The organism is Mitsuaria sp. BK037 (genome assembly GCF_014193045.1).
Taxonomy (GTDB): domain Bacteria; phylum Pseudomonadota; class Gammaproteobacteria; order Burkholderiales; family Burkholderiaceae_C; genus Roseateles.
Genome location: NZ_JACHYS010000002.1, coordinates 351,139 through 378,042, shown reverse-complemented (window position 1 = coordinate 378,042; position 26,904 = coordinate 351,139). Strand labels below are relative to the sequence as shown.

The 26,904-nt window shown below is 66.3% G+C and carries 25 protein-coding genes; 12 read left to right on the top strand and 13 right to left on the bottom strand.

Going from position 1 to position 26,904, the window contains the following annotated elements; genetic code table 11:
* The first annotated feature begins 39 nt into the window (after window positions 1-39).
* Both FHT37_RS13780 and FHT37_RS13775 read left to right on the top strand, forming a co-directional pair.
* Entirely contained in the window at window positions 40-636 is a 597-nt protein-coding gene (locus FHT37_RS13780) for a 2OG-Fe(II) oxygenase (RefSeq protein ID WP_255489641.1), read from the top strand.
* A 93-nt stretch (window positions 637-729) separates the two neighbouring features.
* The gene (locus FHT37_RS13775) at window positions 730-960 is read left to right on the top strand and encodes a DUF3606 domain-containing protein (RefSeq protein ID WP_183482145.1); all 231 of its coding nucleotides are present in this window, start codon (window positions 730-732) and stop codon (window positions 958-960) included.
* Between the two features lie 77 nt (window positions 961-1,037).
* On the opposite strand, the gene FHT37_RS13770 is transcribed toward FHT37_RS13775, so the two are convergent.
* The 3 genes from FHT37_RS13770 to FHT37_RS13760 all read right to left on the bottom strand — a co-directional run bounded on the left by FHT37_RS13770 (window position 1,038) and on the right by FHT37_RS13760 (window position 2,923).
* On the bottom strand, window positions 1,038-1,952 hold the full coding sequence (locus FHT37_RS13770) for a hypothetical protein (protein WP_183482142.1): 915 nt from the start codon (window positions 1,950-1,952) through the stop codon (window positions 1,038-1,040).
* A complete protein-coding gene (locus FHT37_RS13765; protein ID WP_183482139.1) occupies window positions 1,952-2,338 on the bottom strand; it encodes a response regulator in 387 nt (128 codons plus the stop codon). Before FHT37_RS13765 ends, FHT37_RS13770 begins: the two co-directional genes overlap by 1 nt.
* A 129-nt stretch (window positions 2,339-2,467) precedes the next feature.
* Window positions 2,468-2,923 (bottom strand): RidA family protein, encoded by a 456-nt coding sequence (locus FHT37_RS13760; protein WP_147239949.1) that lies wholly within the window; start codon window positions 2,921-2,923, stop codon window positions 2,468-2,470.
* A gap of 164 nt (window positions 2,924-3,087) precedes the next feature.
* Here FHT37_RS13760 and FHT37_RS13755 point away from each other — a divergent pair, with 164 nt between their 5' ends.
* A complete protein-coding gene (locus tag FHT37_RS13755) occupies window positions 3,088-3,588 on the top strand; it encodes an endonuclease V (protein WP_183482136.1) in 501 nt (166 codons plus the stop codon).
* A 39-nt stretch (window positions 3,589-3,627) separates the two neighbouring features.
* Here FHT37_RS13755 and FHT37_RS13750 read toward each other — a convergent pair whose 3' ends face one another.
* Window positions 3,628-5,127: an efflux transporter outer membrane subunit gene (locus FHT37_RS13750; protein ID WP_091726412.1), complete on the bottom strand. Its 1,500-nt coding sequence runs from the start codon at window positions 5,125-5,127 to the stop codon at window positions 3,628-3,630.
* Between the two features lie 104 nt (window positions 5,128-5,231).
* Here FHT37_RS13750 and FHT37_RS13745 point away from each other — a divergent pair, with 104 nt between their 5' ends.
* The 7 genes from FHT37_RS13745 to FHT37_RS13715 all read left to right on the top strand — a co-directional run bounded on the left by FHT37_RS13745 (window position 5,232) and on the right by FHT37_RS13715 (window position 13,227).
* Entirely contained in the window at window positions 5,232-5,849 is a 618-nt protein-coding gene (locus FHT37_RS13745) for a TetR/AcrR family transcriptional regulator (protein ID WP_091726409.1), read from the top strand.
* Window positions 5,850-5,935: 86 nt separating this feature from the next.
* Complete coding sequence (locus FHT37_RS13740) at window positions 5,936-7,051, top strand: efflux RND transporter periplasmic adaptor subunit (protein WP_091726406.1); 1,116 nt, start codon at window positions 5,936-5,938, stop codon at window positions 7,049-7,051.
* Window positions 7,048-10,161: an efflux RND transporter permease subunit gene (locus tag FHT37_RS13735; RefSeq protein ID WP_091726401.1), complete on the top strand. Its 3,114-nt coding sequence runs from the start codon at window positions 7,048-7,050 to the stop codon at window positions 10,159-10,161. The genes FHT37_RS13740 and FHT37_RS13735 overlap by 4 nt, the downstream gene beginning before the upstream one ends.
* Window positions 10,154-10,960 carry an oxidoreductase gene (locus FHT37_RS13730; RefSeq protein ID WP_183482133.1) on the top strand — a complete coding sequence of 269 codons (807 nt, stop codon included), beginning with the start codon at window positions 10,154-10,156 and terminating at the stop codon, window positions 10,958-10,960. The genes FHT37_RS13735 and FHT37_RS13730 overlap by 8 nt, the downstream gene beginning before the upstream one ends.
* A gap of 54 nt (window positions 10,961-11,014) precedes the next feature.
* Complete coding sequence (locus FHT37_RS13725; protein WP_183482130.1) at window positions 11,015-11,323, top strand: hypothetical protein; 309 nt, start codon at window positions 11,015-11,017, stop codon at window positions 11,321-11,323.
* Between the two features lie 250 nt (window positions 11,324-11,573).
* On the top strand, window positions 11,574-12,782 hold the full coding sequence (locus tag FHT37_RS13720) for a C2 family cysteine protease (protein ID WP_183482126.1): 1,209 nt from the start codon (window positions 11,574-11,576) through the stop codon (window positions 12,780-12,782).
* A 127-nt stretch (window positions 12,783-12,909) separates the two neighbouring features.
* Complete coding sequence (locus FHT37_RS13715) at window positions 12,910-13,227, top strand: protease inhibitor I42 family protein (protein WP_183482122.1); 318 nt, start codon at window positions 12,910-12,912, stop codon at window positions 13,225-13,227.
* Window positions 13,228-13,602: 375 nt separating this feature from the next.
* On the opposite strand, the gene FHT37_RS13710 is transcribed toward FHT37_RS13715, so the two are convergent.
* The 8 genes from FHT37_RS13710 to FHT37_RS13675 form a co-directional block, all read right to left on the bottom strand.
* Window positions 13,603-15,303 (bottom strand): hypothetical protein, encoded by a 1,701-nt coding sequence (locus FHT37_RS13710; protein WP_183482119.1) that lies wholly within the window; start codon window positions 15,301-15,303, stop codon window positions 13,603-13,605.
* 21 nt (window positions 15,304-15,324) lie between these two features.
* Entirely contained in the window at window positions 15,325-16,611 is a 1,287-nt protein-coding gene (locus tag FHT37_RS25685) for an HlyD family efflux transporter periplasmic adaptor subunit (protein WP_183482116.1), read from the bottom strand.
* A 26-nt stretch (window positions 16,612-16,637) separates the two neighbouring features.
* On the bottom strand, window positions 16,638-16,955 hold the full coding sequence (locus FHT37_RS13700) for a hypothetical protein (protein WP_183482113.1): 318 nt from the start codon (window positions 16,953-16,955) through the stop codon (window positions 16,638-16,640).
* Window positions 16,955-17,266 (bottom strand): hypothetical protein, encoded by a 312-nt coding sequence (locus FHT37_RS13695; RefSeq protein ID WP_183482110.1) that lies wholly within the window; start codon window positions 17,264-17,266, stop codon window positions 16,955-16,957. Before FHT37_RS13695 ends, FHT37_RS13700 begins: the two co-directional genes overlap by 1 nt.
* Window positions 17,267-17,325: 59 nt before the next feature.
* A complete protein-coding gene (locus tag FHT37_RS13690; RefSeq protein WP_183482107.1) occupies window positions 17,326-17,598 on the bottom strand; it encodes a hypothetical protein in 273 nt (90 codons plus the stop codon).
* Window positions 17,599-17,600: 2 nt separating this feature from the next.
* Window positions 17,601-17,864: a hypothetical protein gene (locus FHT37_RS13685; protein WP_183482104.1), complete on the bottom strand. Its 264-nt coding sequence runs from the start codon at window positions 17,862-17,864 to the stop codon at window positions 17,601-17,603.
* A gap of 218 nt (window positions 17,865-18,082) precedes the next feature.
* A complete protein-coding gene (locus tag FHT37_RS13680) occupies window positions 18,083-19,618 on the bottom strand; it encodes an ankyrin repeat domain-containing protein (protein WP_183482101.1) in 1,536 nt (511 codons plus the stop codon).
* An 866-nt stretch (window positions 19,619-20,484) separates the two neighbouring features.
* The gene (locus tag FHT37_RS13675) at window positions 20,485-21,261 is read right to left on the bottom strand and encodes an alpha/beta fold hydrolase (protein ID WP_183482097.1); all 777 of its coding nucleotides are present in this window, start codon (window positions 21,259-21,261) and stop codon (window positions 20,485-20,487) included.
* Between the two features lie 126 nt (window positions 21,262-21,387).
* Between FHT37_RS13675 and FHT37_RS13670 the strand changes: the two genes are divergently transcribed.
* Entirely contained in the window at window positions 21,388-22,293 is a 906-nt protein-coding gene (locus FHT37_RS13670) for a LysR family transcriptional regulator (protein WP_183482094.1), read from the top strand.
* 93 nt (window positions 22,294-22,386) lie between these two features.
* Window positions 22,387-23,271 (top strand): hypothetical protein, encoded by an 885-nt coding sequence (locus FHT37_RS13665; RefSeq protein WP_183482091.1) that lies wholly within the window; start codon window positions 22,387-22,389, stop codon window positions 23,269-23,271.
* A gap of 18 nt (window positions 23,272-23,289) precedes the next feature.
* Here the strand turns inward: FHT37_RS13665 and FHT37_RS13660 are convergent, their stop codons facing one another.
* A complete protein-coding gene (locus FHT37_RS13660) occupies window positions 23,290-26,874 on the bottom strand; it encodes a hypothetical protein (protein ID WP_183482088.1) in 3,585 nt (1,194 codons plus the stop codon).
* Between the last annotated feature and the right edge of the window lie 30 nt (window positions 26,875-26,904).

Sequence of the window (26,904 nt, the reverse complement as noted above, 5' to 3'; positions counted from 1 at the left end):
ACTGATCGCGTTGATCCCCGGAAGCAGGTTCCCCCAGATATGAAGATCCATTCCCACAGCGATCGTGCATTCAGCGTAAAGGACTTTCTCTCCAGATCGGAGTGCTCGGAACTCGTCGCGCTCGCGGAAGCGAACAGCTTCGTTCCAGCAGCCGTTCGTACCGATCACGGCGAGCGATTCATGCAATCGGTCCGCAACAACGACAAGACGCTTGTCGAGCATCCGCAATGGGTTGGGCGATTGTGGAGAAGCCTCGACGCGTTGCCTTTGCCGGATATTGGCGCAGAACGCGCCGTCGGATTACCGAGGGCCTTGCGCTTCTACAGATATTCGCCGGGGCAGCGTTTCAAGATGCACAAGGACGGACCGTGGCGGGAGGATGGGCTGGTGAGCAAGTTGACCCTGCTCGTCTATCTCAACGACGACTTCGCGGGTGGCGCGACGGATTTCAGGAATTTTGTCGTGACCCCCGAAGCTGGGATGGCGCTGCTGTTTGTTCACGACACATGGCACGAGGGGCAAGCGGTCATTGAAGGGCACAAATACGTGCTGCGGTCCGATGTCTTGTATGCCGGAGCGGACCTTTCTCCCTCACCCTTCCGTCCAATGAATGCCTCCAGCGAGGGGCAGTCCTGACGATCTGCCGCTGAACGACACCCGCACCACCGCGGGAACGCAGCATGCCGCTCAGCCTGCGAGCGGGCCCGCGTCGTGGCCCGGGAGCAGGCCATGTCCGAAGAAGCAAGTTTCGCCTCGCCCTCCGGTGAACTCGGGCCACTCGTCGATGTCGGCGACCCGGGGCAGGTGGACGCGTGGGCCAGGAAGCTCGATGTGTCGCCGCAGCAGATCCGGGAGGCCGTCGCCGCCGTCGGGACCTCGGCCGCCAACGTCGAGGAGTACCTCAAGGGCACTCGCGCGACCACGAATGCGGACAGGACGTCCAGTGCCGGGACGAACTGAGGTCGCGAGCGACTGCCGGTCCCGCTGCGGTCGCGCCGAAGGCGAGCGCTGAGCTCGGGGGCTGCCGCATCGCGTAGTCAGCGCCGCGGCGTGGGGTCCTGCGCGCTCCGTGGCGAATTGCATCCCACCTTCGAGAGCTGGTGTCGCTGCAGGGCTGCGTGCCACGCCGGGCTGCAGGCCACCGCTTCCGTCGCGGCGAGCAGCCGGTCCGTCACCCGCTCATCGGGCACCCGGATGACCACGCGGCGCACGATGACCTGCGGTTCCGGGAACGACCGCCACTTGAAGGGCTGAAAACATCCCGCGAGCTCGCCGCTGCCGGCCAGCTCGGAGCGGCTCATCACCACGAAGTCCACCCGTCCCAGGCAGAGCTTCTTCAGGTTGGACACGTGGTCAGGCGCATCCTCCCGCTTGATCTTCCGCGCCTCGACATACGGCCCGAGCACGCGATAGATGTGCCCGGCAATCGCGCCGAAGCGCATGCCGACGAGGTCCTCCAGCGAAGACATCGGCAGCGGGCGCAGGCTCACCAGCACGTTCTCGTCCACCAGCAGCGGCACCGACCATTTGCCGGCCCTGGCTTCCTCCGACAGGAACTCGGGCGCGAGGAACACGGCGAGTCCCTGAAACCGCGGGCCTTCGAGCCTCAACTCCAGGCGCTTGCGCGGCACGGTCTCCAGCGTCAATGGCACCGGCAGCCTGGACGCGTCTCGCAGCAGCCGGACGAAAGTCGGCGCCAGACCGCTCTCGGCGGCCTCGCCCGCCTGGACGAAGGGCGGCTGGGAGTAGCTGTTCAGGACGACGTAGCCGGTGCCGGGATCCTGGGCGATCGCCGTCGCCGGCATCAACAGCGCGGCGAGGAGCAGACCGACGGCGGAGGGGGCTCCCCAGCGGCTCGGCGCTTGGGGCGTCGCGAAGGGACTTGCCGAGGCGATCCGGCCGTCCGTCCGGGCGGACGGGTCGGCGTCAGCTGCGGAGCCCCGGCGCAGCATCACGGCCTCCGCTCGGCATCTCGCGACAGCAAGGTGCTCAGCTCCCGCTCGAGGTGGCTGAAGTCCACCGGCTTGAGCCAATAGGCGGCGGCGCCCGCCTCCAGCGCGCGGCGCCGGTCGGTCTCCGCGGAGAAAGCCGTCACCATGGCCACCGGCACCCGGCTGTCCGAGGGCAGGGAACGCAGCCGGCGCAGGACCTCGAGGCCATCGCAGTCCGGCAGCTGCATGTCCAGCAGCATGACGTCCGGGCGGAAGCGCTGGAATCGCTCGACGCCATCGGATCCCGTTTCCGCCACCTCGAAGTGCAGGCCGGGGAACCGGGTCGCCCACTGCTGCATCACCAGGATGTTGACGGGGTTGTCCTCGATGTAGAGGACCTTCCCCACCAGGTCAGTCTTGGAAGAGTGTCGCGCCTCCATCGCCATTCCTCACCTTCAGCGCAGTTCGCGGCGGCAATGGCAGGCATGCGGCAATCCCGGTGCCGGGCCTCGGTACCCGGCCGTCGTCGCGGCTCCTCAGGCGAGGGACAGGTCCACGCGGAAGGCGATCTCGATGAGTTGCTCGCGGAAGGCGAGGCGGGACACGCCGATGAGGTTGCTCGCGACGGCTGGCGTCGGTCCGTAGACCCGGCGCCGAACCTCGCCCGCGACCGCGAAGGCCGCATCCACGTCCAGCACGAAGAGCGTCTCCTCGACGACCTGGTCGAAGGTGGCGCCGAAGTGGGACAGCAGCCGGCGGGCGTTTTCGTAGGTCGTCTGCATCTGCAGCGCCATGTTGGAGAAGTCCTTGGGTCGGCCGTGCTCGTCCAGGGGCGCGGGCCCGACCAGGGCGCCGGCGGCATCGTGGCTGAGCTGCCCGGACACATGGATGATGTTGCCGACCTTCACCGCCTGCGCGTAGCCATAGGCCTGTTCCCAGGGCACGCCGAGGTTGGCGACTTCCTTCACTGCGGTGCCTGCTTTGTCGGACATGACGTTGACTCCATCTGGATTCGGGGGGATGAAGAGGCCATGCTGCCGCGCCAGGCACGCGCGCGCCAGCCCACTTGGAGAGAGGGGAACTCGCTCGAAATGGGCGGATGCCCGCGGGCGTTGCCATGCAGGCCGGCGCGCAGTGCACGCTGATAATTCCGCGCATGAAACTCGTTGTCGCAGTTCATTTCGATGGTGCCCAGGCGAATGCCGCGGCGGTGGCTTTCGACGCCTGGGATGCGGCGGAGCCGATTAAGACCTATGTCTCGCCCATCGCGCCGGTCGAGAAGGCCGTCCGGCGTGCCGTCGACCTGAGGGAAGTCAGCTGCGTGATGCAGCTGCTGCGCGAGCACAGCCTTACTCCCGAGCTCCTCCTGATCGACGGCTTCGTCCATCTGGATACCGATGAAACGCCGGGCGTGGGCGGGCATCTGCATGAGGCGCTCGGCGGTGCGATCCCGGTCGTCGGCGTGTCGAAGAAGAGCCTGCCGGGCTTGTCGGCGCAGTCGGAGGTTCTGCGGGAAGACGAAGCGCCGCCTTTGGTGGTGACCTGCGCGGGGATCGACATTGGCGCGGCGAAGGTGCGGCTGCGGTCAATGCACGGCCGGAAGCGGGTGCCGACGCTCATGAAGCTCGCGGCACGTCTCGCGAAGAACAAGGAGTGAGGCCGGGCGGCTCGGCCGCCCGATGCCGATGTCACGCCTTCATTCGCGGCTGGGCTTCCACATCGAAGCGCTTTGCTGGTCGCGGGGGATCGTCTCCGCGTCCGGACTCCACCCGCCACCGAGCGCCTTGAAGGCGCCGACGGCGGCGCGCGCCGAGCCGGTGCGTGCCTGGACCTGCGCATCGGAGGCGCGGAGCAGGTTCTCGTCGGCCTGCAGCACTTCAATGAGGCTGACGACGCCCTTCTGATAGGCGGCGAAGGAGGCCCCGCGAGCGCGCCGAAGGGCATCCACGCCCTGGGCGAGCACCGCCGCCTGCGCTTCGCGCTTCACCAGGGCGGTGAGGGCGTTCTCGACGTCCTCGCCCGCCTGCAGCACGGCCAGGCGGTACGCGGCGAGCATCTCGGCCTCCTGGCCCCGCGCCAGACGGATCTGCGCGTCGATGCGGCCGAAGTCGAACAGCCGCCAGCGCAGGCCGACGACGCCGGCCGCCTGGCTCGCGCCGCCGCTGAAGAGCTGGCCCGCCGACACCGACGTCGCATTGCCGATCAGGCCGCTCAGCGAGAGCTTGGGGTAGTACTCGGCCATGGCCGCGCCGATGCGCGCGTTCGAGGCGGCCAGATGCCGCTCGGCGACGATCAGGTCGGGGCGCCGCTGAAGCAGGTCGGCCGGGGCGCCGATGCCGGCGATGCCCGGCGCGATGGGCACCTCCGCGTCCGCGAGCCTGGCCGCATCGGTGCCCGCCGGGCTCCCGAGCATCACGTCCAGCGCGTTCCTGGCCGCGTCCAAGCCCTGCTCGAGTTCAGGAATGGTGGCCTGCGCCTGCGCCAGTGCGCCTTCGGCCTGGCTGACCTGCAAGTCGGCCGCCAATCCCTTCCCATTCAGCAGACGGACGGTGGACAGCAGGTCCTCGCGCGTGCGGACCTGGTCCCGGGCGATCGCCAGGCGCGCCTGCAGTCCGCGCAGGGCGATGTAGAGATCGGCCGTCTGGGCGGCCACGGCCAGCCGCGCCGCGACGGCGCCGGCCTGCGAAGCCTGGTATTCCGCGATCGCGGCTTCCCGCTCACGGCGCAGGCCGCCGAAGATGTCCAGTTCCCAGCTCGCGTTGCCATTCAGCTCGTAAGCGCTGCCGTGGCGATCGAATCCCGGTCGCGAATCGAGGATGCGCCCGAGCGGGGTTTCGACGGACTGGTAGGCGCGCGCCGCCTGACCGCTGACGCTGCCGATGGGCAGCAGTGCGGCGTTGGCGGCGCCCACGCCCGCTTGCGCCTGGGTGACACGCGCTGCCGCGCGGGCGAGGTCCAGGTTCTGCGCCAGCGCCAGCGTGACGACCCGCGTCAGCTGCGGGTCGCCGAAGCCTTCCCACCAGCGCACCAGGTCGGCGTCCGCCGCCGCCTGTCGCTGGTCCAGCTGGGATTGCCCATGGAAGCGCTCCGGCAGGACGGGCCGGGGCTGGACGTAATCGGGACCGACGGCACATCCGGCCAGGCCGGCCGCCATCAGCGATGCAACAAGGGATGCGGCGGCGAGGCTGCGCGACATGGGGGACCTCTCAAGAGCTGGATGTGATCTGAATGTTTCGAGTGACTATATTACCAAATGGTCACTCGTTGTCCATTCGGGTCGGCTCGCGTAAGCTTTCCGTGATGAAACCGACTAGCAGTTCCCCAACCCCCTCGCGCGGCCCCGTCGACCACGAGGTCCGCGACCAGGTCGTCGCCGCGGCCACCGAGCACTTCAGCCGCTATGGCTACGAGAAGACGACGGTGTCCGACCTCGCCAAGGCCATCGGCTTCTCCAAGGCCTACATCTACAAGTTCTTCGAGTCCAAGCAGGCCATCGGCGAAATGATCTGCGCCCAGTGCATCGCGGAGATCGAGGCCTCGGTCGCAGCCTCGCTGGCGGACGCGGCATCGCCGCCAGACAAGATCCGCCGCCTGTTCAAGGCCTTCACCGAGGCCAGCCTGCGGCTGCTCTTCCAGGACCGCAAGCTCTATGAGATCGCCGCCTCGGCCGCCACGGAGCAATGGGCCGTGGTCGCCGCCTATGACCAGCGCGTGCAGCAGCTGCTCCGCGACGTGCTCCAGGAAGGCCGCGCCAGCGGCGACTTCGAGCGCAAGACCCCGCTCGACGAGACGGTCATGGCCATCTACCTGGCCCTGCGTCCCTGCTTCAACCCGCTCATGCTCCAGCACAGCCTGCATCTGGCGGAGGAAGCGCCGGCGCATCTCTCGAGCCTCGTTCTGAGAAGCCTGTCACCCTGAGCCTGCGTTTTTTCTTCGAGTGACCGTTGACTAAATTGGTCACTAGTTCCAGAATGAAAGCCTGATCACTCGTCATTGGGGCTTTCATGCGCCGGCGCCGCCTTCCCGTTTCCACGCTTCTTCTCAGCCTGCCGGTCCTGCTCGCGGCCTGTGGCGAGAAGCCCGTCGCAGATCCCCGGACCGAGGCGCCGCTGGTGCGCGTGGCCACGGTGCAGACCGCGGCGCCCGCGACCCGGTCGTTCACCGGCACCATCGGCGCCCGGGTCCAGAGCGATCTGGGTTTCCGCGTTCCCGGCAAGGTGCTGGAGCGGCTGGTGGACGCCGGGCAGACCGTCAAGCGCGGCCAGGCGCTGATGCGCATCGATCCCGAGGACCTGAAGCTGGCCGCCCATGCGCAGCAGGAGGCGGTGGCGGCGGCGCGGGCGCGGGCCCGGCAGGCCTCCGAGGACGAGGCGCGCTATCGCGATCTGCGCGGCACCGGCGCCATCTCCGTGTCCGCGTATGACCAGGTCAAGGCGGCGGCCGACGCCGCGCAGGCCCAGCTCAGCGCGGCCGAGGCCCAGGCCGATGTCGCCCGCAACGCCAGCCGCTATGCGGTGCTGCTGGCCGATGGCGACGGCGTCGTCATGGAGACGCTGGCGGAACCGGGCCAGGTCGTCGCGGCGGGACAGCCCGTGCTGCGCCTGGCACACGCGGGACGGCGCGAGGCGATCGTGCAGTTGCCCGAAACGCTGCGCCCGGCCCTGGGCTCCAGCGCCCAGGCGACGCTTTTCGGCCGCGGCGGCGACGCATCGCCCGCCAAGCTGCGGCAGCTCTCGAACGCGGCGGATCGGCTGACCCGCACCTTCGAGGCCCGCTACGTGCTGGAGGGCGAGCTCGCCAGCGCGCCGCTCGGCGCCACGGTCACCGTGCAGATCCCGGAAGGGCCGGCGTCGCCGGCCGCCGGCGCCTACGTGCCGCTGGGCGCGCTGTTCGACGCCGGCAAGGGGCCGGGCGTGTGGGTCGTGCAGGGGGAGCCGGCCAAGGTGTCCTGGCGGCCGGTCGCGGTCCAGCGCCTGGACGAGGAAGGCGCGCACATCGGCGGCCAGATCAAGCAGGGTGACCGGATCGTCACGCTCGGCGCGCATCTGCTGCGCGAGGGCGAGCAGGTCCGCGTCGGCTCCGGCGCGGCGGTGGCGTCCACAGCGGGAGCCCGTCCGTGAGCGAAGGCCGATTCAACCTGTCGGCCCTCGCCGTGCGCGAACGGGCCATCACGCTGTTCCTGATCCTGTTGATCTCGCTGGCGGGCGTGGTCTCGTTCTTCAAGCTGGGGCGCGCCGAGGATCCCTCCTTCACCATCAAGGTGATGACCATCATCACGGCCTGGCCCGGCGCGACCGCGCAGGAGATGCAGGACCAGGTGACCGAGAAGATCGAGAAGCGTCTGCAGGAGTTGCGCTGGTACGACCGCAGCGAGACCTACACCCGCCCGGGACTGGCCTTCACGACGCTCACGCTGCAGGACAGCACGCCGCCCTCCGCGGTGCAGGAGGAGTTCTACCAGGCCCGCAAGAAGATCGGCGACGAGGCGCGCAACCTGCCGCCCGGCGTGATGGGCCCCTTCATCAACGACGAGTATTCGGACGTCACCTTCGCGCTGTACGCGCTCAAGGCCAAGGGCGAGGAGCCGCGCCTGCTGGTGCGCGACGCCGAGACGCTGCGCCAGCGGCTGCTGCACGTGCCGGGCGTCAAGAAGGTCAACATCGTCGGCGAGCAGTCCGAACGCATCGAGGTGCAGTTCTCGCAGGAGCGCCTCGCGACCCTGGGCCTCTCGCCGCAGGAGGTCTTCGCCGCGCTCAACAACCAGAACGCGCTGACGCCGTCCGGCTCGGTGGAGACGCGCGGGCCGCAGGTGTCCATCCGCCTGGACGGCGCCTTCGACGAGCTGCAGAAGATCCGCGACACGCCGCTGGTGGCGCAGGGGCGCACGCTGAAGCTGTCCGACATCGCCACGGTCAAGCGCAGCTACGAGGACCCCGCGACCTTCCTGATCCGCAACGGCGGCGAGCCCGCGCTGCTGCTGGGCGTCGTCATGCGCGAGGGATGGAACGGGCTGGACCTGGGCAAGGCGCTGGACCAGGAGGTCGGCGCGATCAACGCCGGCCTGCCCCTGGGCCAGGCCCTGACCAAGGTGACCGACCAAGCCGTCAACATCGATGCCTCGGTCGACGAGTTCATGGTCAAGTTCTTCGCCGCGCTGATGGTGGTCATGCTGGTGTGCTTCGTCAGCATGGGCTGGCGAGTGGGCCTGGTGGTCGCCGCGGCGGTGCCGCTGACGCTGGCGGTGGTCTTCGTCGTGATGCTGGCCACCGGCAAGAACTTCGACCGCATCACGCTGGGCTCGCTGATCCTGGCGCTGGGCCTGCTGGTGGACGACGCCATCATCGCCATCGAGACCATGGTGGTGAAGATGGAGGAGGGCTACAGCCGCGTCGCGGCCTCCGCCTACGCCTGGAGCCACACCGCCGCGCCCATGCTCTCGGGCACGCTGGTCACCGCCGTGGGCTTCATGCCCAACGGCTTCGCGCGGTCCTCGGCCGGCGAATACACCGGCAACATGTTCTGGATCGTCGGCATCGCGCTGATCGCGTCATGGGTGGTGGCGGTGGTCTTCACGCCCTACCTCGGCGTGAAGATGCTGCCGGAGCTCAAGCGCGTCGAGGGCGGGCATGACGCGCTCTACGGCACGCCGAACTACCAGCGCTTCCGCCGCATGCTGGGCTGGGTCATCGCGCGCAAGTGGCTGGTCGCCGGCTCGGTCGTCGGATTGTTCGTGCTGTCGGTGCTGGGCATGGGCGCGGTGAAGAAGCAGTTCTTCCCGGTCTCGGATCGCCCGGAGGTCCTGGTCGAGGTGCAGATGCCTTATGGCTCGTCGATCGCCCAGACCAGCGGCGCCGCCGCGAAGGTCGAGGCCTGGCTGGCCAAGCAGGGCGAGGCCAAGATCGTCACGTCCTACATCGGCCAGGGTGCGCCGCGCTTCTACTTCTCGATGGGCGCGGAGCTCCCCGATCCCTCGTTCGCGAAGATCGTCATCCGGACGGACAGCCAGGACGAGCGCGAGGCGCTGAAGCTGCGCCTGCGCCGGGCCATCGCCGACGGCCTCGCGCCCGAGGCCCAACTGCGCGTGACGCAACTCGTCTTCGGCCCCTACTCGCCGTATCCGGTGGCCTACCGCGTCAGCGGTCCCGACCCCGAGGTGCTGCGCGGGATCGCCGCCGAAGTGAAGCAGGTGATGAATGCCAGTCCCCTGATGCGCACGGTGAATACGGACTGGAACTCGCGCGTCCCGGCGCTGCATTTCAGCTTGCAGCAGGACCGCCTGCAGGCCGTCGGCCTCAGCTCCAGCGCGGTGGCGCAGCAACTGCAGTTCCTGCTCAACGGCGTGCCGGTCACGGTCGTGCGGCAGGACATCCGCAGCGTGCAGGTCATCGCCCGCGCCGCCGGCGATTTCCGGCTCGACCCGGCCAAGCTCGGCGACTTCACGCTGACCGGCGCGAACGGGCAGCGCATCCCGCTGTCCCAGCTGGGCGAGATCGAGGTCCGTCCCGAAGAGGCCGTCATGCGCCGGCGCGACCGCGTGCCGACCATCACGGTCCGGGGCGACATCGCTGAAGGCTTGCAGCCTCCGGACGTGTCGACGGCCATTTCGCATCAGCTGCAGCCGTTGATCGCGAAGCTGCCCAGCGGCTATCGCATCGAGCAGGCCGGCTCGATCGAGGAGTCGGGCAAGGCGACGACGGCGATGCTGCCGCTGTTCCCGATCATGGTGGCGCTCACGCTGCTCATCATCGTGCTGCAGGTGCGCTCGCTGTCCGCGATGGTGATGGTCTTCCTCACCAGTCCGCTGGGCCTCATCGGCGTCGTGCCCACGCTGCTGCTGTTCCAGAAGCCATTCGGCATCAATGCGCTGGTGGGGCTGATCGCGCTGTCGGGGATCCTCATGCGCAACACGCTGATCCTGATCGGGCAGATCCACCACAACGAGCAGGCCGGCCTGACGCCCTTCCACGCGGTGGTCGAGGCCACGGTGCAGCGCGCCCGCCCGGTGATCCTGACGGCGCTGGCCGCCATCCTGGCCTTCATTCCGCTGACCCATTCGGTGTTCTGGGGAACGCTGGCCTACACGCTGATCGGCGGGACCCTGGCGGGGACCGCGATGACGCTGGTCTTCCTGCCCGCCATGTACGCCATCTGGTTCAAGCTCAAGCCGGGCGATGCCACGGTCGAGTCCACGTCTCCTCTCTTTCCCGCTGCAAAGGACGCCCATGTCTGATTCCCAAGTTGTCGTGATCACCGGCGTGTCGTCGGGCATCGGTCGCGCAAGCGCTGAACTCTTCGCCAAGCGCGGCTGCAAGGTCTTCGGCACCGTGCGCAATGTCGCCAAGGCCTCGCCCATCGCGGGCGTGACCCTGGTGGAGATGGACGTCCGCGACAGCGCGTCGGTGGAGGAGGGGATCCTGGCGGTCCTGAACCAGACCGGCCGCATCGACGTGCTGGTCAACAGCGCCGGCGTGACGCTGCTCGGGGCGGTCGAGGAGACCTCGGTGGAAGAGGCACAAGCGCTCTTCGACACCAACGTGTTCGGCGTGCTTCGCACCACGCAGGCGGTGCTGCCGTCGATGCGCAAGCGCCGCGCGGGCAGGATCGTGAACGTCAGCTCCGTGGTGGGCTTCCTGCCGTCGCCGTACATGGGCGCGTACTCGGCGTCCAAGCACGCCGTCGAGGGCCTGTCCGAGACGATGGACCACGAGCTGCGCGCCTTCGGCATCCGCGTCGCGCTGGTCGAGCCGTCGTTCACGCGGACCAACCTGGACCTGAACGCACCGCAGGCGGCCTCGGCCATTTCTGCCTATGACGCGGAGCGCAAGCTCGTGGTCGCCGCGATCGAGAAGAGCGTCAGGAAGGCGCCGGAGCCGGACGGCGTGGCGCGGACCATCGTCGACGCGGCGCTCGGTCCGTGGCGGATGCGGACCACGCCCAAGGGCGAGGCCACGCTGCTGAAACGGCTGCGCCGCTTCATGCCGGCGGGTCCCGTCGATGCGGGACTGCGAAAGAACTTCGGACTGTCCTGATGCCCCGGACGCCGTGCGCGTCCGGTCTTTTCGTTCCTTGATGAGGAGGTTCCCATGCGCCTGGTCACTGCTTCAGCCGCCGTGCTGCTCTCACTTGTGCCCCTGCTGGCGATGTCCCAACCCAAGACGGAGCCAGCGCCTCCCAAGGTCGCCAAGAGCTGCCGCAACGTCAGCGCGGAGATCCGCTCGGGCGCGCCGCTGACCCGCGAGGCGGTGGTCGCCGAGATGGTGCGCGCTCGCGCGGAAGGCGAGATGGACTACCACATCAGCTCCACACCGCCTGCGGGCGCGCGACCCCTTTGCGAATCGTCGCCGGCGGCGTTGGCCGCATCGGCGCCTGCCGCGAGCGCTACCGCCCGTTGACGATCGAGGTGCGCTCGATCGGCGACGAGCCAGCGTGATCTCCCTCCGCGCCGTCTGTCCGACCTCGCATCAGCAAGGTTGAGGATGGCGCGCCCCTGAGCGCGGCGCCGCCCCCTAGATGTCAAGTTGAGGGGCCTCCCGGTGACGCCTAGATTGGCAGTCGAGTGGCGAGTCGTGGCCGGATCCTCCGGTCACGAAGCCCGCCGCTTTCGACGCTGCTTCTGGTGCGTCAATGAACAGGGAGACTTCAATGAATGAGCCGAAAGTTGGCCTGGCGAATCCCTACGCGGTTGCTGAACTCGCGTTGGGCAGGAACGTGCGCTGGAGTGCGGTCACGGATCGAGATGCCTTCGTGAAGAAGACGCTCGGTGCGTCGGTCGAGGAGCTGTGCAAGCCGGTCCCCGGCAACCTCCTCGTGAGCGGCCTGGCCGACTCTCAGGGATCGCTCGCCGGCGTCCAGGAGATGAAGCCCGACCAACGGGCCAAGGCCCTGGGGTCGATGGCCAAGGGCAGCCCGATGGAGGCGGTGCTGTCGAAGCTGTCTCCGGACGCCCTGCAACGTGTGGTCGGCGCGTTGGCCGGCGGGGACAAGGGCAGCGCGCCGTCGGCCACCGCGGCCAAGGGCGTCACGGCGCCCGGATACACGCCGCCAGGGGCGGTCTGGGCCGATCCCGGCGACTTCTTCGAAGAGGCTGCCGAGTACTTCGACCCGGTCCAGGGCGCGCTGGGCGACTGCTACTTCATCGCCGCGCTGTCGGCGGTGGCGTGGTCGCGTCCCTACGTGATCATGCAGCGCTCGCGCGCCACCGGCGCCGCGGCGGCGAGCTTCGTCGATCGCATCGACTTCTATTCCGGCGGCCTGAAGACGATGGAGGTGTCGGAGCGCGTGCCGCTCGTGACGAGCACGAATGCCTGGATCTATGCGCGCTCGTCCGAAGCCGGCGAGATCTGGCCGGCGGTCTACGAGAAGGCCTTCGCGAAGTGGAAGACCAATGACGCGACCGACGAGCCGAACTACGGGCCGATCGCCGGCGGCTGGCCGGTGCAGGCAACGACGGAGTTGACCAATCTGACGGGCGTCACCAAGACCTGCTCGGCGCTCAGCGAGGACGACATCTGGACGGCGGTGCGGTCCAACTGCCTGTCGTATCGCACCTTCAATCCGATGACTGCCTGGACCTTCTGCCAGACGCCATCGCCGGTGGAATACAGCGGCACGGGCATCGTCGGTTATCACGCCTACACGATCCTCGGCTGGGCCTACGTCAACAACACGAAGTACATCGTGCTTCGCAATCCGTGGGGACACAACAGCCCGGTCATCAACAGCCTCCCGGGCAACTGGTCGGCGTATGACACGAGCTTCTGGCGCTCGGTGCCCTTGAATGCCGGCGGCGTCTTCGCGATACCCGCGGGCACCTTCAAGAAGTACTACTGGCAGTTCGGCTGGGCGAGCTGAGCGCACGGAGCGCATGGCTCCAAAAGCGGGTCCCGTGACGGCCTCCGCGCTTGGCTCCATCCAGGCGCGGAGTCCGTTGTCGTCGCGCCGATTCGCCGACCGGCGTTGACATCGGAAAGGCGCCAGGATGGTTCCAGTGCTGAGCGTGGGCGACAACGGCAAGACGATTGACCTGCGAGTCGGTCATTCGGTACTGCTGCGCCTGCCTGAGAACCCGAGCACGGGATACGGCTGGACCCTCGATGCCGATTCCCGTCTGGTGGAGGTCGGCGAGAAGCGCTATGTCCATTCGTCGGAGACGGTTGGCAGCGGCGGCGAGTCGCAATGGTCGATCAAGGCTATGGCACCAGGCACGACGATGCTGAGGCTCAAGCACTGGCGGGAATGGGAAGGGGAGGGGGCGGTGACGGAGCGATATGAAGTCGGACTGGTGATTTCGGCTTAGCGCTGGCTATGAGTGACTGGTACTGCTCTTGGCGAAATGGCGCTCTCGGCCCACAGCGGGCACTCGAAACACCGAGCAGCTCGCCGAATAGCGGCCGTTCAACGTTTGAGGTGGGCGACTCGCTGGTGGCGCGCTGCAACACAGCCGCTGATGCGCCAGCCCAAAACTTCCTTCATGCGGAAACGGCGGGCATCGGAACGAACGGTAGATGACTTCGGCGTGTGGACAGCCTACGGACTCAGCCGCGCTCCAAACTCAGCACTCGCGGAGCCTCGCGCGCGGCGAATTCCTTGAGTCCCAGTTGAAGTTTTGCCGGGAGCGGCACAGATGAGTTGAATCGAACGCGCTATGACGATTCCTCGCCACTGTGATTGATTAGAAGATCGGCAAGGTGTAGGTGAAGATCATCGCTCCCGGTGTCCCCTGCAGGTATGGCCTCACGGCATGAGCACCCACCGCAGCTTCGGTCGTCAGCTCGAAGGATAGGCCTTCGAACCTGCCCCAGCCGATGAAATCGATCTTATAGGCGCCGCCAATCTGCGTGAAGCCGGCACCGGTGCTGGCCGGGTGCGCGATGTTGATCTCGTTCACGAGCGCCTCCATCGCATTCCCCGCCAACGTTCTCGCGAAGGCCGGTTTGTACGACGCCGCGCTGAGCTGTCTCATCGTCACGGCCGCTCCCGTATGAGTGCCGCCCAGTTGCTGAATCATGTGCGGGTGCGCACGCAACGTCGCCTCCGCCAACCGCACTGATTCCTGGAATCGAATCGCGGCCTCCTCGGCGACCGACGCCGGCGGCACCGTCGGCATCGGTTCCATCGACACGTTCGGTGCTGCAGGAATGTGAATGGGCAGGCTACTCGCGTGCGACTTGGATCCGAGCGCACCCATGTTTTTTAGGAGCAGCGCCGACGCGCTCTTCTCGGCCTTCGTTCCCACGCCGGGCAACACTGTCGAGTAAAGCTTCGACGGATCGCCGCGGAACGCCATCCCGCCCTCGACAATGCCGCCGGCCAAGGCAAACCGATGCGACACACCGACGTCGCCGCCGCTGATGACCATGCCCGTAGTGCCGAACACCAGCTGCGCCGGTGATGCCGTCAGGTCGAAGACGTAGTCGAGCTGACCGCTCATGCGAACCGTCTCAGTGCTGTCCGCGCCGCTGATGGCGAGCGTAAAGCCCGACAGGAACTGCGTGCCACCGGCAGCCATGCCCATCGCACCACCCAACGGCAGCAGCACGCCTCCGGAGCCGTAACTGGCAATGCCCGACGCCGTCGCCACGAACGCTCCCGTCGCCATGTGGCCGAGCCCTGTCAGCACCGCCGAATGCTGAACCTCCAGCGGGTGATCGCGCAACTGGTTGACCTGAAACCCGAGCTTGTATTCGTCACTGCTCGCCACCGCCACCGCCTTTGAGGCGATCTCGTGCATGTCGACCTCGGTCGGCCCGACGACTTTCCCCTTGCCCTCCATGACGTTCAGGATCGCGACGTAACTCTGGTCCAGCTCCGCCTGGATCTCGTTGGCGACGCTCGATTGATTGGCGTCGCTCCTCATGGGCGGAGCGCACGACGTTCGGTTCTGATTGCAGTGGCGGACATCGTTCTCGGCAAGGAGATGCGGAGAGGAGAGGAGACCCTTCTGCCGTGGCGCCGTGAGCGGCGCCACACTCCACCAGCGCACGGGTGGTCCTGAATCCGCGAACGGATCGGCACTGGGCGCTCCTGTGAACGGGTCGGGATTCTCGATGCCGGCGCGAAGGCCGGAGTAGACGTCGATCTCCCGGCCGGCAAAGTCGAAGAGAGGCCGGTGTGGCACACGCTGAGCCGTGTCTGGCGGCGCCATGAGGGCCTCGAGGTGGTTCGTCGAGTGAGGAACGTCCTTCTCTGGCAGCTTGGATCCAGCCGGGCCGATGTTGTCGCCGTAATAGCCGGCGTTACCGGTGTAATCACCGTCCTTGCCGAAATTGATCCCGTAGATGTAGTCGAGAATGGCGCCGAAGTCGCTGGCGTTCGGACCGCTACCGTTGGAGGGTCCGTTGCCTGGTACTAGAGGGGTTTCGCTGGGCGGCATGGAGCGTTCCTCACTGCCACATCAAATGATCGTCACATCCGTGTATTCCGGGTCGAGCCAGTAGTTGAGCGGCAGGATGTAGTTGCCGGCGCCGTCAACGTTGTCGACCTTGACGATTACTTCCCAGCGGCCGCTGCCGGCGAGCCCGCGCGCCGCAATGACCTTTCCTGTCACCGATATAGGCGGTTTCCCGGCGCCCAACGTCGACGTTAGGGTCGCCGTGGCCCCGATCGCGATGAAATCGTGGGAGGCGAGAGTCGCTACGAGGTGCACGATACGGTGATTCTCAACGCGCAGTACCGGCTCGCCGGCGCTCACCGCGTCGCCCGGATGCTTGTAGATGCCGGTGACGACGCCCTGGAACGGGCAGATCAGGAACGAGCGCAGCAACGCCACCTGCAGCTGGTAGACGTCGTTGTCGATGGAGGCGAGCTCGTTCTTGAAGATCTGCTCGAGATGCGGCATGTTCTGTTCGAACATGTACGACTCGAAACGCTGATCCATGAGGCTGATCTGCGCGCGGTTTTCTTTCGCCCGTGACTCGAGATGCGGGATCCGGTACTCGTAATCAACATGGGTCGTCGACTGCGCTCCGGCGGCCCGCCCCCAGTTATCCGACGGTTCAAAATTGGAACCCACCGTAAGTGCGCTGTTGCTCGGATTTCTCGACTTGAAGCGCAGGTCCAAGTTGGTTGGCGGCAGCGGCATCGCGAAGGGGATTGTGGTGTTCGCCGGCACCATCCTAGGCACACTATGCTGAGTAAAGAGCGAGGTCCGATTGCCACCGCCGCTGCTGCTCGTGCTCGATTCCATAGAGCTACTCGTCGCTTTCACGACGCCGACTCGATCGTCTTCCTCGTATGCCTCCGAAAGCGCCACCATCTGCTGATTGGCGAGATCGCTCAGCATTTCAAGCCGATTCACCTTGGACGTCGGTGAGGTCCGCCAGTAGTACGCTCGCATAGTCGAAATGATGGCGGGCGCATTGGCGTGCTTGGCGAAGTAGATGTTTTGGCGGGTATTGATGGCGCTGTCGAGCGCGGTCTTGCGGTCTTCGTTTCTCAGCGTCGCCAGCGCGAATTTCTTGACCAGATCGATGATGCCCGCCGAGTCAGCCTTCAGGCGTGATCCGTCGCCCGCGACCGTGCCATACCCTCTTAACAAGTCGCAGAGCTTCTGGTATTGGATGTCCCGTACGTCCTCGCCCAATTCAGCCTGGCGCGTGTCGAGAATGCCGCCGACCTCGAAGCAGAGGAAGGCGACGTGGGCAGCTTGAACATTCAGCGAAACGACCTTTGCAGTGCCCACAGTCGATCGTCCTCTTTGAACCTGGCTCAGTAGATCAGGCAGTGCACGAGCGAATCTGTCGTGCACTCGGCATAAACACCGCAAATGTCCTCCACCGGCACGGAGAGACATTCACCCGGCGCGATCGTGCCCAGGTCGGTCTCGTTCCCTGCGGCTACGCGAATCCCGATCGTCACCGGCTCGCCGGCTTGGTCGTTGGCAATGTGGAGAACGAATGGTTTGCCGAACGTCAGATTCGTCGTGAGCCCCGCCGAGCCCCAGAGATACCTGGTGCCGCGCACTTTGACCGAATACGACGGGGCATTCCAGAAGTTGTTTGGCTCACCGAGTTTCAACACATCCATCACCGGTCATCCCCGCGGTTTGGTGACTTCGCTTTGGCCGTTGAGGGCGCCGCCTGCGACGCAGGCAGCGTCGCAACAGCATCGGGTACATCGACGATGGGTGCCTCAGACGTTCGGCTCAAGTACACACTTAGGCGCCGCGGCGACGTCAGGGAGATGGACAGGTTCGACGACACGTCAACCTCGAGCGTGGCGCCGGTCACCATAAACTTGAGATCGTTCTCCTCGGAGTCCGCCTCTAGTTCAGCTTGCACTGCGGCCAGGAACTCCGTTAGGCCGAGCGTGGGCTTGGATTCGAGAGGCTTCGCCATGTCCAGTTTCTCCCGAAGCACACCACTCGCGTGGCAAAAATGTCCTCGATCGTTGGTCTCTAGACGTTGCCACCGCCTTGCACGCTGAACAGGCCGTCATTGCCGGTGCACTTCACGGTCACACCGTAGACAACATGCAGCTGATTCGGTACAGCGATGCGTCGTTCCTTCGTCATGTCGGTGACGGTGAATTGCCCAGGCCCGATGGGGTCGGCCATAATCCACTGAGCGCCCTTGTCCTCAAAATTCGGATAGGTCACGTTGACACCGATCTGATTGCCAGCGCTGAGGATAAAGGGCCCGTCGGCCGGCACAAGATGGTTGAAGGCCATGGTCAATCCGTTTTGGTCTCGTTGATCGGTTCGAGATAGGTGCCGCTGGCATGTACTGCATGCTTGAGCACTGCTCTCAGCCTCTCGTGCGGGTGTAGTGCCTGCAACTCTGTCGGCACTTCGACTTCGTGGATTTTCTGACCTTCGAGCGCCCGCAGTTCTACCTGCATCCCTGGGCTGGTATGCACGTCGCCGACGGAGATCCGGCTTGCGTGCGTCGCCGCAATGATCTTTCCAGTGGGATCTGTGACGACATGCATTCGCATGATGTTTCTCCCTCGAAGTGACGAATCGCCCACTTCCTTCATTCTGGCGGAGAAGCCTACCGGGTCCGAACTTGGACCGCAAGCAAGAAGCTTCCAAAGCGTGTTCGCAAGTTAGGGGGTAGGGGCAGGTACTCGCTGACTAGCGATGCTGCGTAGAACACGCTAGAAAAGAGCGCGGTCTCATAAGCCGACCGTGGCGAATGTCGGCTCTTGGCCGCTCAGCGCCATCGGCGCGCGGCCAGATCCAGCGTGAAGGATCGTGTGTTGATCGTCGAGATCTCTTCATCGCCCACCTGCGACAGCACCTTACCTCCGATCACGGCGATTTCACCATTTCCAACCAGAACGGCACGGTGCTTGTGAATCCATCCTGGACCTTCGCCGGAGACTGAGATGTGTTCAATGCGCCAGTCGTCGATGCTCAGCGCGAAAACCGGCGTCGTCCCATAGACGCGGCTGCCTTGGTAGCCCAGTGAGCCGATCACGATGATGCGGTCGCCCACGAGAGTCGCCGTATGGAAGTCAGTCGGTGGGAACAGGGATTCCGGATAGCCAATGATCTCCAGGCGGCCATCGGGATGGTGGACGAAAACGTCGTTGTAAATGCAGAAGTCGGGGTCGTAGCCATCCTCATGCTCGCCAGCGACTTGCACGACGCGTCCGTCCGGCAGCAGTGTGAGTGACTGACCTATGCGGTTCGCGCACCAAACTGGCCGGGTGCGGTCGAATGTGTCCGCGCCAAAGTGATTGGCGGCTTGGTAGCCGGTCAGCCCCGAACGCACCATCGCGACCCAGAAAGGAACCTGCATCGCCTGCGCATTACGCTGACCGAAACGACGCGTGCGATCACGCTCAAATTCGGCCAAGCCCAGTCCTTCGAACGGATCGCTTGCAGTTCCGACCGTTGCCTCCAGGAATAGGCGCTGCTGCTCGTAACGCAAGGCGGAGGGATCGGCTCCAGCTTCCAGCAAGCGGATCGCCATCGCGGGAGATTCGACGCAGCCGAGCGCAGGAAAGCCGACTTGCTCGTGGTTCGGATCGGCACCGACGGACAGCAAAAAGTCCACCATCGCATGGTCGTCTGCTTCTACCGCGTCGAGGAGCGAGGTGCTCCCGCCATGGTCGGTCGCATCCACTACCGCACCTCGCTCGAGCAGCCAACGGACGACGTCCGTCCGCCCGGACATCACCGCATGAAAGATCGGAGGTCGACCGACGTGATCGGTTGGCTCGCGCACTGCTCCAGCTTCTAGGAGCATCTCGGCTACATCGAGTCGCCCCAGTGCAAGTGCGAGCACAAATGGCGTTCGCGACCAACGATCCTTTTCCTCCAGCTCATTCGGAGAATGAGCCGCACGGACTCGAACATCCTCAAGCGTGCCAAACGCTACTTCGCGGCACAGCGGCGTCCAAGCCAGCAGGTCTTCGGGTGCTCCGATCTCCAGCAAGGCTCGAATGGCGTCGAAACGGCATTGCCGCGACAGAACGCTCAGAGCTGATTCGCCATGCGACGACTGACCATCGAGACGCGCGCCGTGCGCGGCCAGCAACCGAAGTAGGTCTGGCATCTCGTCGTCGCGAGTCGCGCCGCATCCGACTGTCACCGTCTGCATCGCATCGTAGCCATGCTCGTCACGAAAGCTCGCCACGTCGGCGCCCGCACCGATCGCAGCTTGGATCTCGGCAAGCGTGCCGGCGCGCAGTAGTTCTCGGAGGGACGGGCTTGGATTTGAATGAGTCGGAAGATTCGACATTGCCTGGATGTCAGCGCTGCGGCCCTCGAGCATACCGTTCGGAGACGTTTTACCAGGTGCTCCGTGGGCTCCGCTGCGCCGAGCGGTGAAGCCCTCTGACTTTCGGGACAGCACGCAGTGCCGATGCGTCGGTTTTCACCACAATGCAACGCGGAAGATCAAACTGTCATCAGACCGCATCTCGATCGGACGTCCACCAGCCGGCTTCGCCGCCTGGCGGCCGCCGCTCTTGTTCGTTATGCGGCCTGCCCCCAACCGCCGAGGCCAACCAGCCGGTGCTTCTGGAGATTGCTATGCACGAAGGCTCATGTCACTGTGGCGCGGTCCGACTGACGCTGCCGTCAACTCCCACGGTCGCTACGGACTGCAATTGCTCAGCGTGCCGTCGCATTGGCGGGCCATGGGTGTACTTCGAGTTCGGTACCGTGAGGATCGAAGCGCATCCAGAAGCCACCGCCGAGTACATCTGGGGCGACAGAACGCTTCGCAGGATTCACTGCAAGACATGTGGCTGCGTCACGCATTGGGAGCCGCTGGAGCCCATTGCGGGAGCCAGGCATGGAGTGAACCTAGGGAACTTCGATCCCAAACTCATCGCCTCTGTGCGCGTTCGTCGCTTCGACGGAGCGGACACCTGGAAATTCATCGACGAGTAGGCCTGCAGGGCCGTCTAGCCCTTCGCTCCACCCGACCTGCCACAGCGGGCTGGTGAACTCACACGTTGAACGTCCACTCTGTATAAGAAAGGTAATCCTCTTCCTGATCGCCTGTCTGCTGGTCGCGGCGATCCTGGCCTTCGCGCATCAAGCGCCTCTTCGATCTTGTGCTGCATCGCTACCCACCGACCCGCCAGGCAGCCCGACTCGTCAAGGCGAAACGGCGGCCGTCGCGGCGAGGATCGCCGCCGCCACGTCAGCCGGACGCGACAGGTGCGGCGCATGGCTGGCCGGCAGCGTCATCACGGTCGCTTGAATCTTCTTGGCCAGGGCGCGCTGAAGATCGGGCTGGAGCATGTGGTCCTGCTCGCTGATGACGTACCAAGAGGGTTTCGTCTTCCAGGCCGCGACGGACACCTTGGTTTCGAAGTTCTTCCCTTGGGTGAGATGCTGCGTGGCGGCGATGACCTTGGTGCGGTCCTCGGGGAGGTCCTGGGCCAGGTACTTGGAGACGCCCTCCGGCGTGAGGGCAAGGAAGCCATCCTTGTCCGCGACGAGCGTGGTGAGTCCAGGAGGCGTGGGGTAGTCCTTGTTCAGCTCGGCAATCGACTGGTTCTCGGACGGGGCGTAGGCCGCGACATAGACCAGCGCCTTCACGTTTTCCTGTTGTCCCGCCTCGGTGATGACGACGCCTCCGTAGGACCAACCGACCAGGACCACGGGACCCGTTTCCCTGTTGAGGACGCGGCGCGTGGCGGCCACATCGTCCGCCAGCGAAGTCAGGGGATTCTGGGCGGTCACCACTTTCAGGCCCTTTGCCTGGAGGAGCGGGATGACCTGGCTCCAGGTGGAGCCATCCGAGAACGCGCCATGGACGAGCACGACGGTAGGTTTGACCGTCCCGACCTTTGCCGTCGTAGCGGCAGTGGATGCGAGCGCGGACGCGCCAAGGGCGGTTGCGAGGATGGCGGTCTTGACCACGGACATGAGTTTTCCTTCGGTGAACTGGATGAAATCAGGGGGCTGGCATCGATCGATGGACGCAACTCTAGATATGAGCCGTCAATGATTAAATGGCGCCCGCGACTCATCACATAGTCCGGAGCGTTTCAAATGGATCGACTGGGTGCCATGCAGGTCTTCGTCAGGACGGTGGAACTTGGTTCCATGTCCGCGGCCGCGGCCGAACTCGACCTGTCATCTCAGTTGGCTGGCCGGCAGGTGCGGGCGCTGGAGAGCAGCTTGGGCATCAAGCTGCTGAACCGCACCACCCGGCGACAAAGCCTGACCGATGGCGGACGACTCTTCTATGAGCGGGCAAAGAACATCCTGGCCGAAATGGAAGCGGCACAAGCGCAGATCGACGAGTCCAGAGCGCTTCCCAGTGGACGTCTGCGCATCAGTGCGCCCATCACCTTTGGAAGCAGGGCGCTGGCGCCTCGACTGGCGGAGTTCATGAGCCGATTTCCGGACGTGTCGGTGGAACTCAGCCTCACGAATCGAACCGTGGATCTCGTGGATGAGGGCTTCGACGTCGCTTTTCGGACCGGCGATCTGCCCGACAGTGGATTGATGGCCAAGCGCCTGGCGCCTCATCAACTGGTCTTGTGTGCTTCGCCCGCCTATCTGAAGAAGCGGGGCCATCCCCGGACGCTGGAGGACCTCCGCAGGCACGAGTGCCTGGTGTTCGCGCACACCTCCTTGCGAACCGAGTGGTCCTTCGAAGGCCCTGAAGGCGTCGTCAGGGTTCCCATCAAGGGCAAGTTCCTGACGGACAGCGGTGAGGCCCTTCGTGCCGCGGCAGTGGCAGGCGTCGGCGTCATCCTGCAACCCACTGAATTGCTGGCCGAGGACATCCAATCCGGTCTGCTGACCAGGATCCTCAAGAAGTACCAACCGATCCCACGGCCGCTGCACATCCTTTACGTGCCCGACCGCCGAATGACGCCAAAGCTTCGCTCGTTCCTGGACTTCGCGTCTGACACGTTTGGATCGAGCGGCAGAGCGCATCCCGTGTAGCCCGGCGTCCGGCCGGCTCGGGATTGCCGCGAGATCCACGGCGGCACCCAATCGCCCGATCGCCCCCCGCGAGCGATACGATCCGCGCCAGCCATGAAATTCCTCCTCTTCCTGATCGCCTGTCTGCTGGTGCCGGCTGTTTTGACCATCGCGCATCAAGCGTGGCTGTTGCGGCAGGAACTCCGGGCCCCGGTGCAAGCAGGTGGAACGACGGTGGAGTGCCGCGCCAGCCCGCTTTATGGATTCCTCGGCGGCGCGTGGACCATGTTCTTCGGCGGCATCCTCTGGTCCTTGCATCGGTCGTCGCCGACGGGGCTGGGCGAGGGGGAGGCGTTGTTTGGCGCACTGGCGGCACTGGCGGTGCTGCTCATCTGGCTGTACCTCATCACCAAGGTCACCGCCAACGAACTGGGTGTGCGCCAGCGCGGCATCCTCGGCTGGTGGCGATCCGCCGCCTGGACACAGATCGTCAAGGTGGATCACACCTCCCAGCCGCGCGGATGGTTTCGGCTGCACACCGCCAGCGGGCGCGTGATCCGGGTGGACCCCGGCCTGACGAACATGCCGCAACTGTCGACCATGATCCTGACCCACACGCTCGTGCACATCATTGAGCCCGACACGCTCGAAATCCTGAGACGGAGCGCGCTGGGCGAGAAGATCGGCAACGAACAGCTCAACCAGCGGCTCTATGTGCGGTCGGCTCCGATGCTGCGTCTTGCTGGCGGGCTGGCGTTCGTCGGCTTGGTGTGCGGCGTTGCAGGCTGGTACGGCTTCGCGCACGAGGACCAGGCGCAGAGATGGGCAAGCCTTTCGGTCATTCAAGGCGTGCGCCAGGCAGCGATGTCGCTGGGGCTGACTTTCATCCTCTGGAGCTTGTGCTTTGCCGCGGGTGCCGCCGTGATGGCCATCAAGCGCGCGCGGCAGCGCAGGCGCGATGCCGCCGCCAGTCCCGGCGGCACGGCGCAGATTCAGTAGCGTGGGATTCGCTCCGGCTCAAGCCGGCGGCGGCGGCGCGGGATTGCGCGACGGGTATTCGGCGATCTGCAATTGCGCGTCCGCCCCCTGCGTGCGTCCTGCCTTGATGACGACGTTGATCCCGTCGATGGCCGAAGACCTGCCGCGCTCGAAGAGGTTCATCGTCGAGCGCCGCCACGTGGACGGCTCGTTCAGCAGCTGATCGCGGTCGGCCTTCACCGACTGGGCCATCGCGTCGTTGCCGGTCACGCTGGCGACGTCCTTGAGCATGTACAGCGTCTCGAAGTGCCCAGAGGCCTGCGGCATCATCGTGTCGTGGATGTTGTAGTGCGCGAAGTTGCTGGTCTGCAGCGCCTGGGCCTGCTCGAGGAAGCGGTCGAGGTCGCGGTGGGCGAGGTCCCGGCCCTGGGTCTGCTTCTGCCCCTCGGTCCAGCCGCTCAGCGTTTCCAGGTAGCGCTGGATCCACTGCTCGCGATTGAGCTCGACCTCGGCCATCAAGGGCTGCGGTGAGTTGTAGAAGCGGTCGTGGTCCGCATCGATGGTGCCGGCGAAGTCGAGCACCGTCACCGACACCTTCTCGTAGGACTGGCCGAATTCGCGGGTGCCGGAAAGGAGCATCGGCCCTTTCACGCCGGTGATCCCGGTGGATTCCGGCGGCGCAGCCGCGGGAGACGGCGCCGGAGCATGGGCCGATGCATGGGCCGGTTCCGCGTGCTGGGCATGCGGCGGACGCGGGTAGTTGTTCGGGTCGCCCACGTTGGCCGTGAGGCTGGCCGTGGCGCGGAATTTGTGATGCGCGATCGACACCTGTTCATTGAGCACGCGCACGTTGCCCGAATGGTCCGCATAGAGCTGCTGCTGCCGCTCGGTCGACAGCTGCACCGAGGCATTCGGCCCGAAGGTGGCATTGCGCCGGCCCGGGCGCGGGTCACCCACGCTGAGGCCGGCGGACGCCGACAACTCCAGCACGCTGCTCGAGGTGTCCTGCGTCATGTCGGAAATGATCAGCTTCCCGTTGCGCGCCAGCAGGGCGGCGACCGCGTCGTCGAAGGGCTGTCCGCGTTCGTCCCGCAGCGTGTCCCATTGGGCGAGGTCGCGCACCACGTTCTTCAGGTGCTCGATCATCTCGGGCAGCCGCCCTGGCTCGCGACGGATGCGCATGATGGCGCCATCGACCTGCGTGCTGTTGTAGCCGCCCTTCAGGCCACCGGAGAGGCGCAAGCCCAGCACGTCCTCGGCGAGCTTGAAGGTCGGGCCCGCGCTCAGCCCCACCTCGCCCCCGGTCTGCCGGATCGAGCCGGCGGTGATCTGCAGGCCCTGCATGGGATGGAAGATGTCGATGAAGGCTTCGCGCTTGACCTGGGCGCTCGCCACGGGCGTGATCAGCGGATGGCCCGCCGCCGGCGTTGAGATCGACATGTTCGACAGCAAGCCCGCTCCGATGACGCCACCGTCGCTGGCGCGCAGCCGGGTGCGCAGGTCCCAGCCGTCGAGCTTGGCGCACAGATCGTCGACGAAGCGCTGTCGAGCATCGGTCGCCGGAGACAGCAAGCGATGGGCCGCCGACAGGCCTTCATTCGCCCGGGCCACCAACGCGGCCGTCTGCGCCTCGTCCTGCGTCGCGGGCCGCGGGGAGCGGGCCGAGACGGCCTGCAGCATGGCGGCCGCGCGCATCGCCATGGCCAGCAGCGACCCGGCGGGCGGCATGGGCACCGGCGCGCCCTGCAGGGCCTCGCGAGCCTGCGCCCGGATTGACGCCATCTCGGCGCTGGTCGGCGTGTGCGTCGGAGGCAGGTCGGGGTGCGCCTGCATGAAGGCACCGAGCGCGCGGCCGAGGGCGATCTCGGGCGATGGGGCCTCTCGCCGCGCGAAGGCCTGGTCGATGAGCTGGCCACCGGCCTGCTCCAGCGCATGGGCGGCGGCGACCAGGTGCTCGCGCACCTGCACCGACGGCGTGCGCACGCCAACGGAAGCCCCCACCGTGTCGAGCCGCTCCAGCACGCCGGCACGCAGCGGCGTCTTCTTGCCCAGCGGATTCAGGGTGGGCGGGTCCAGCTCCTGTCGCTGGCGCGTGGTACCCCGCTCGAGGTCCGCCGCGGACGCACCGCCCAGGCCGAGCATCTGCTGGATCCGGCTCGCCATTCCAGCCTCGGGCGCCTGCGCCCGGTCGATCCATTGCGTGACCATCTTGGTCAGGCGCTTGTTGACGCGGCCGTAGTGCGAGTCCGATGCATTGGAGACGAAGCCCATGCGCACCGCGCGCAGTGCCGCCAGATCGCGCTGGCTGATCAACGCGTCCGCGCCCGATTCGGCGCTGGCCATGGCCGCGCGTTTGGCGCCTTCGAGCCACGCTCGCACGGGTTCCGAGGATTCCTGGCGCTGTGCCAGATCGGCGCGCCAGAAGGCCCGCACATCGAGCGACTGCGGCGCCACCTCCGCGATCGTGGCCTGGTCGCGCGCCGCGAGCATCAGGACCTCGGTGCCGCGGTGCACGCCGCTCATCAGGCGGAACAGCGCCTGCACGTCGGCCTCGGCCTGCGCAGCCCCATCAATCCCGGCGGTCGATATCCAGCTCAAGGTGGGCGCGTCCATCAACGCCCGCAGCGCGTCGGCACCGCGCGCGGCGTCGCCGCCCGTCACATGCGCCAGCATGCGGGACGTGGCCTCGACCATCGACGACCGCGACATCGCCTCCTTCAGCGGCTGATTGGGCAACCGATGCGCCAGCGCCCTCAGCTGGGCGGTGAGCGCGGGGGTGGGCTCGGTGGCCATGAAGCCAGGCGGATGCGCCTGCATCAACGCCACCAGGCGATGTTCGGCCGCATTCAGTGCCGCGTCGTGATACTCCTGGATGTGCTGCGCGCCTTCGGCCGCCGCCTGCATCGCCGGCCGCTGACGTTTCACCTCCTCGAGCGCCGGTCGGTGCCCGGGACCGGCCGCACCGAGCTGTTGGTCGACGCGATCGAGCTCGCCGACGGCGAAGTCCAGCCGTACTCGCGTCGCCGTGTGCATGCGGGCTGCCGCTCCGAGATTGCGCAGCTGCGCCGAAGACAGCACCGCATCGAGATCGGCGGCCGCCGCGCGCAGTGCGTCGTGCGTGTCTCCTCCCGGCGCGGCCCGATGCTTGTGGGCCGCGGCATCGAAGGCGTCCTTGGCGGCATCCAGCCGTTCGCTGAAACCGGGGTCGACCGGCGCGCGCACCACCTCCGCCGCGCGGCTGTGGTGGACGGGGTGCATGCCACCACTCGACTGATGCGCCCCCAGCGGCACCGGGGTGCCGTTCTTCTCGCCGGTGAGAAAGCTGGACATCGGCGCCGGAAAGGCCGAAGGGATCAGCCCCGCCGGCGAATGAGCGGCCACGCGACGACGCAACTTCGAGCTGCCTGGCCGGTCCATGTTCGACGGCGCATCGGCCATGGCCCGTCCTGACACCTTCAGCACCTCGGCCTGATCGGGCTCGCGCTGCGCGCGTGAGCGCAGGGGATGGTCGGCGTCGCCCAGCAGCTTCGGGGCCGCGGGCTGCTCGGGGTGTTCCCGCGTGCGCTCGGTGCCCGGCACGACGAGGGTGGCGCTCAGCGGGCGCGCGTTGAGCCATTCAGGCATGGGTGCTCCTTGACGGAGCAACAGTAGGCG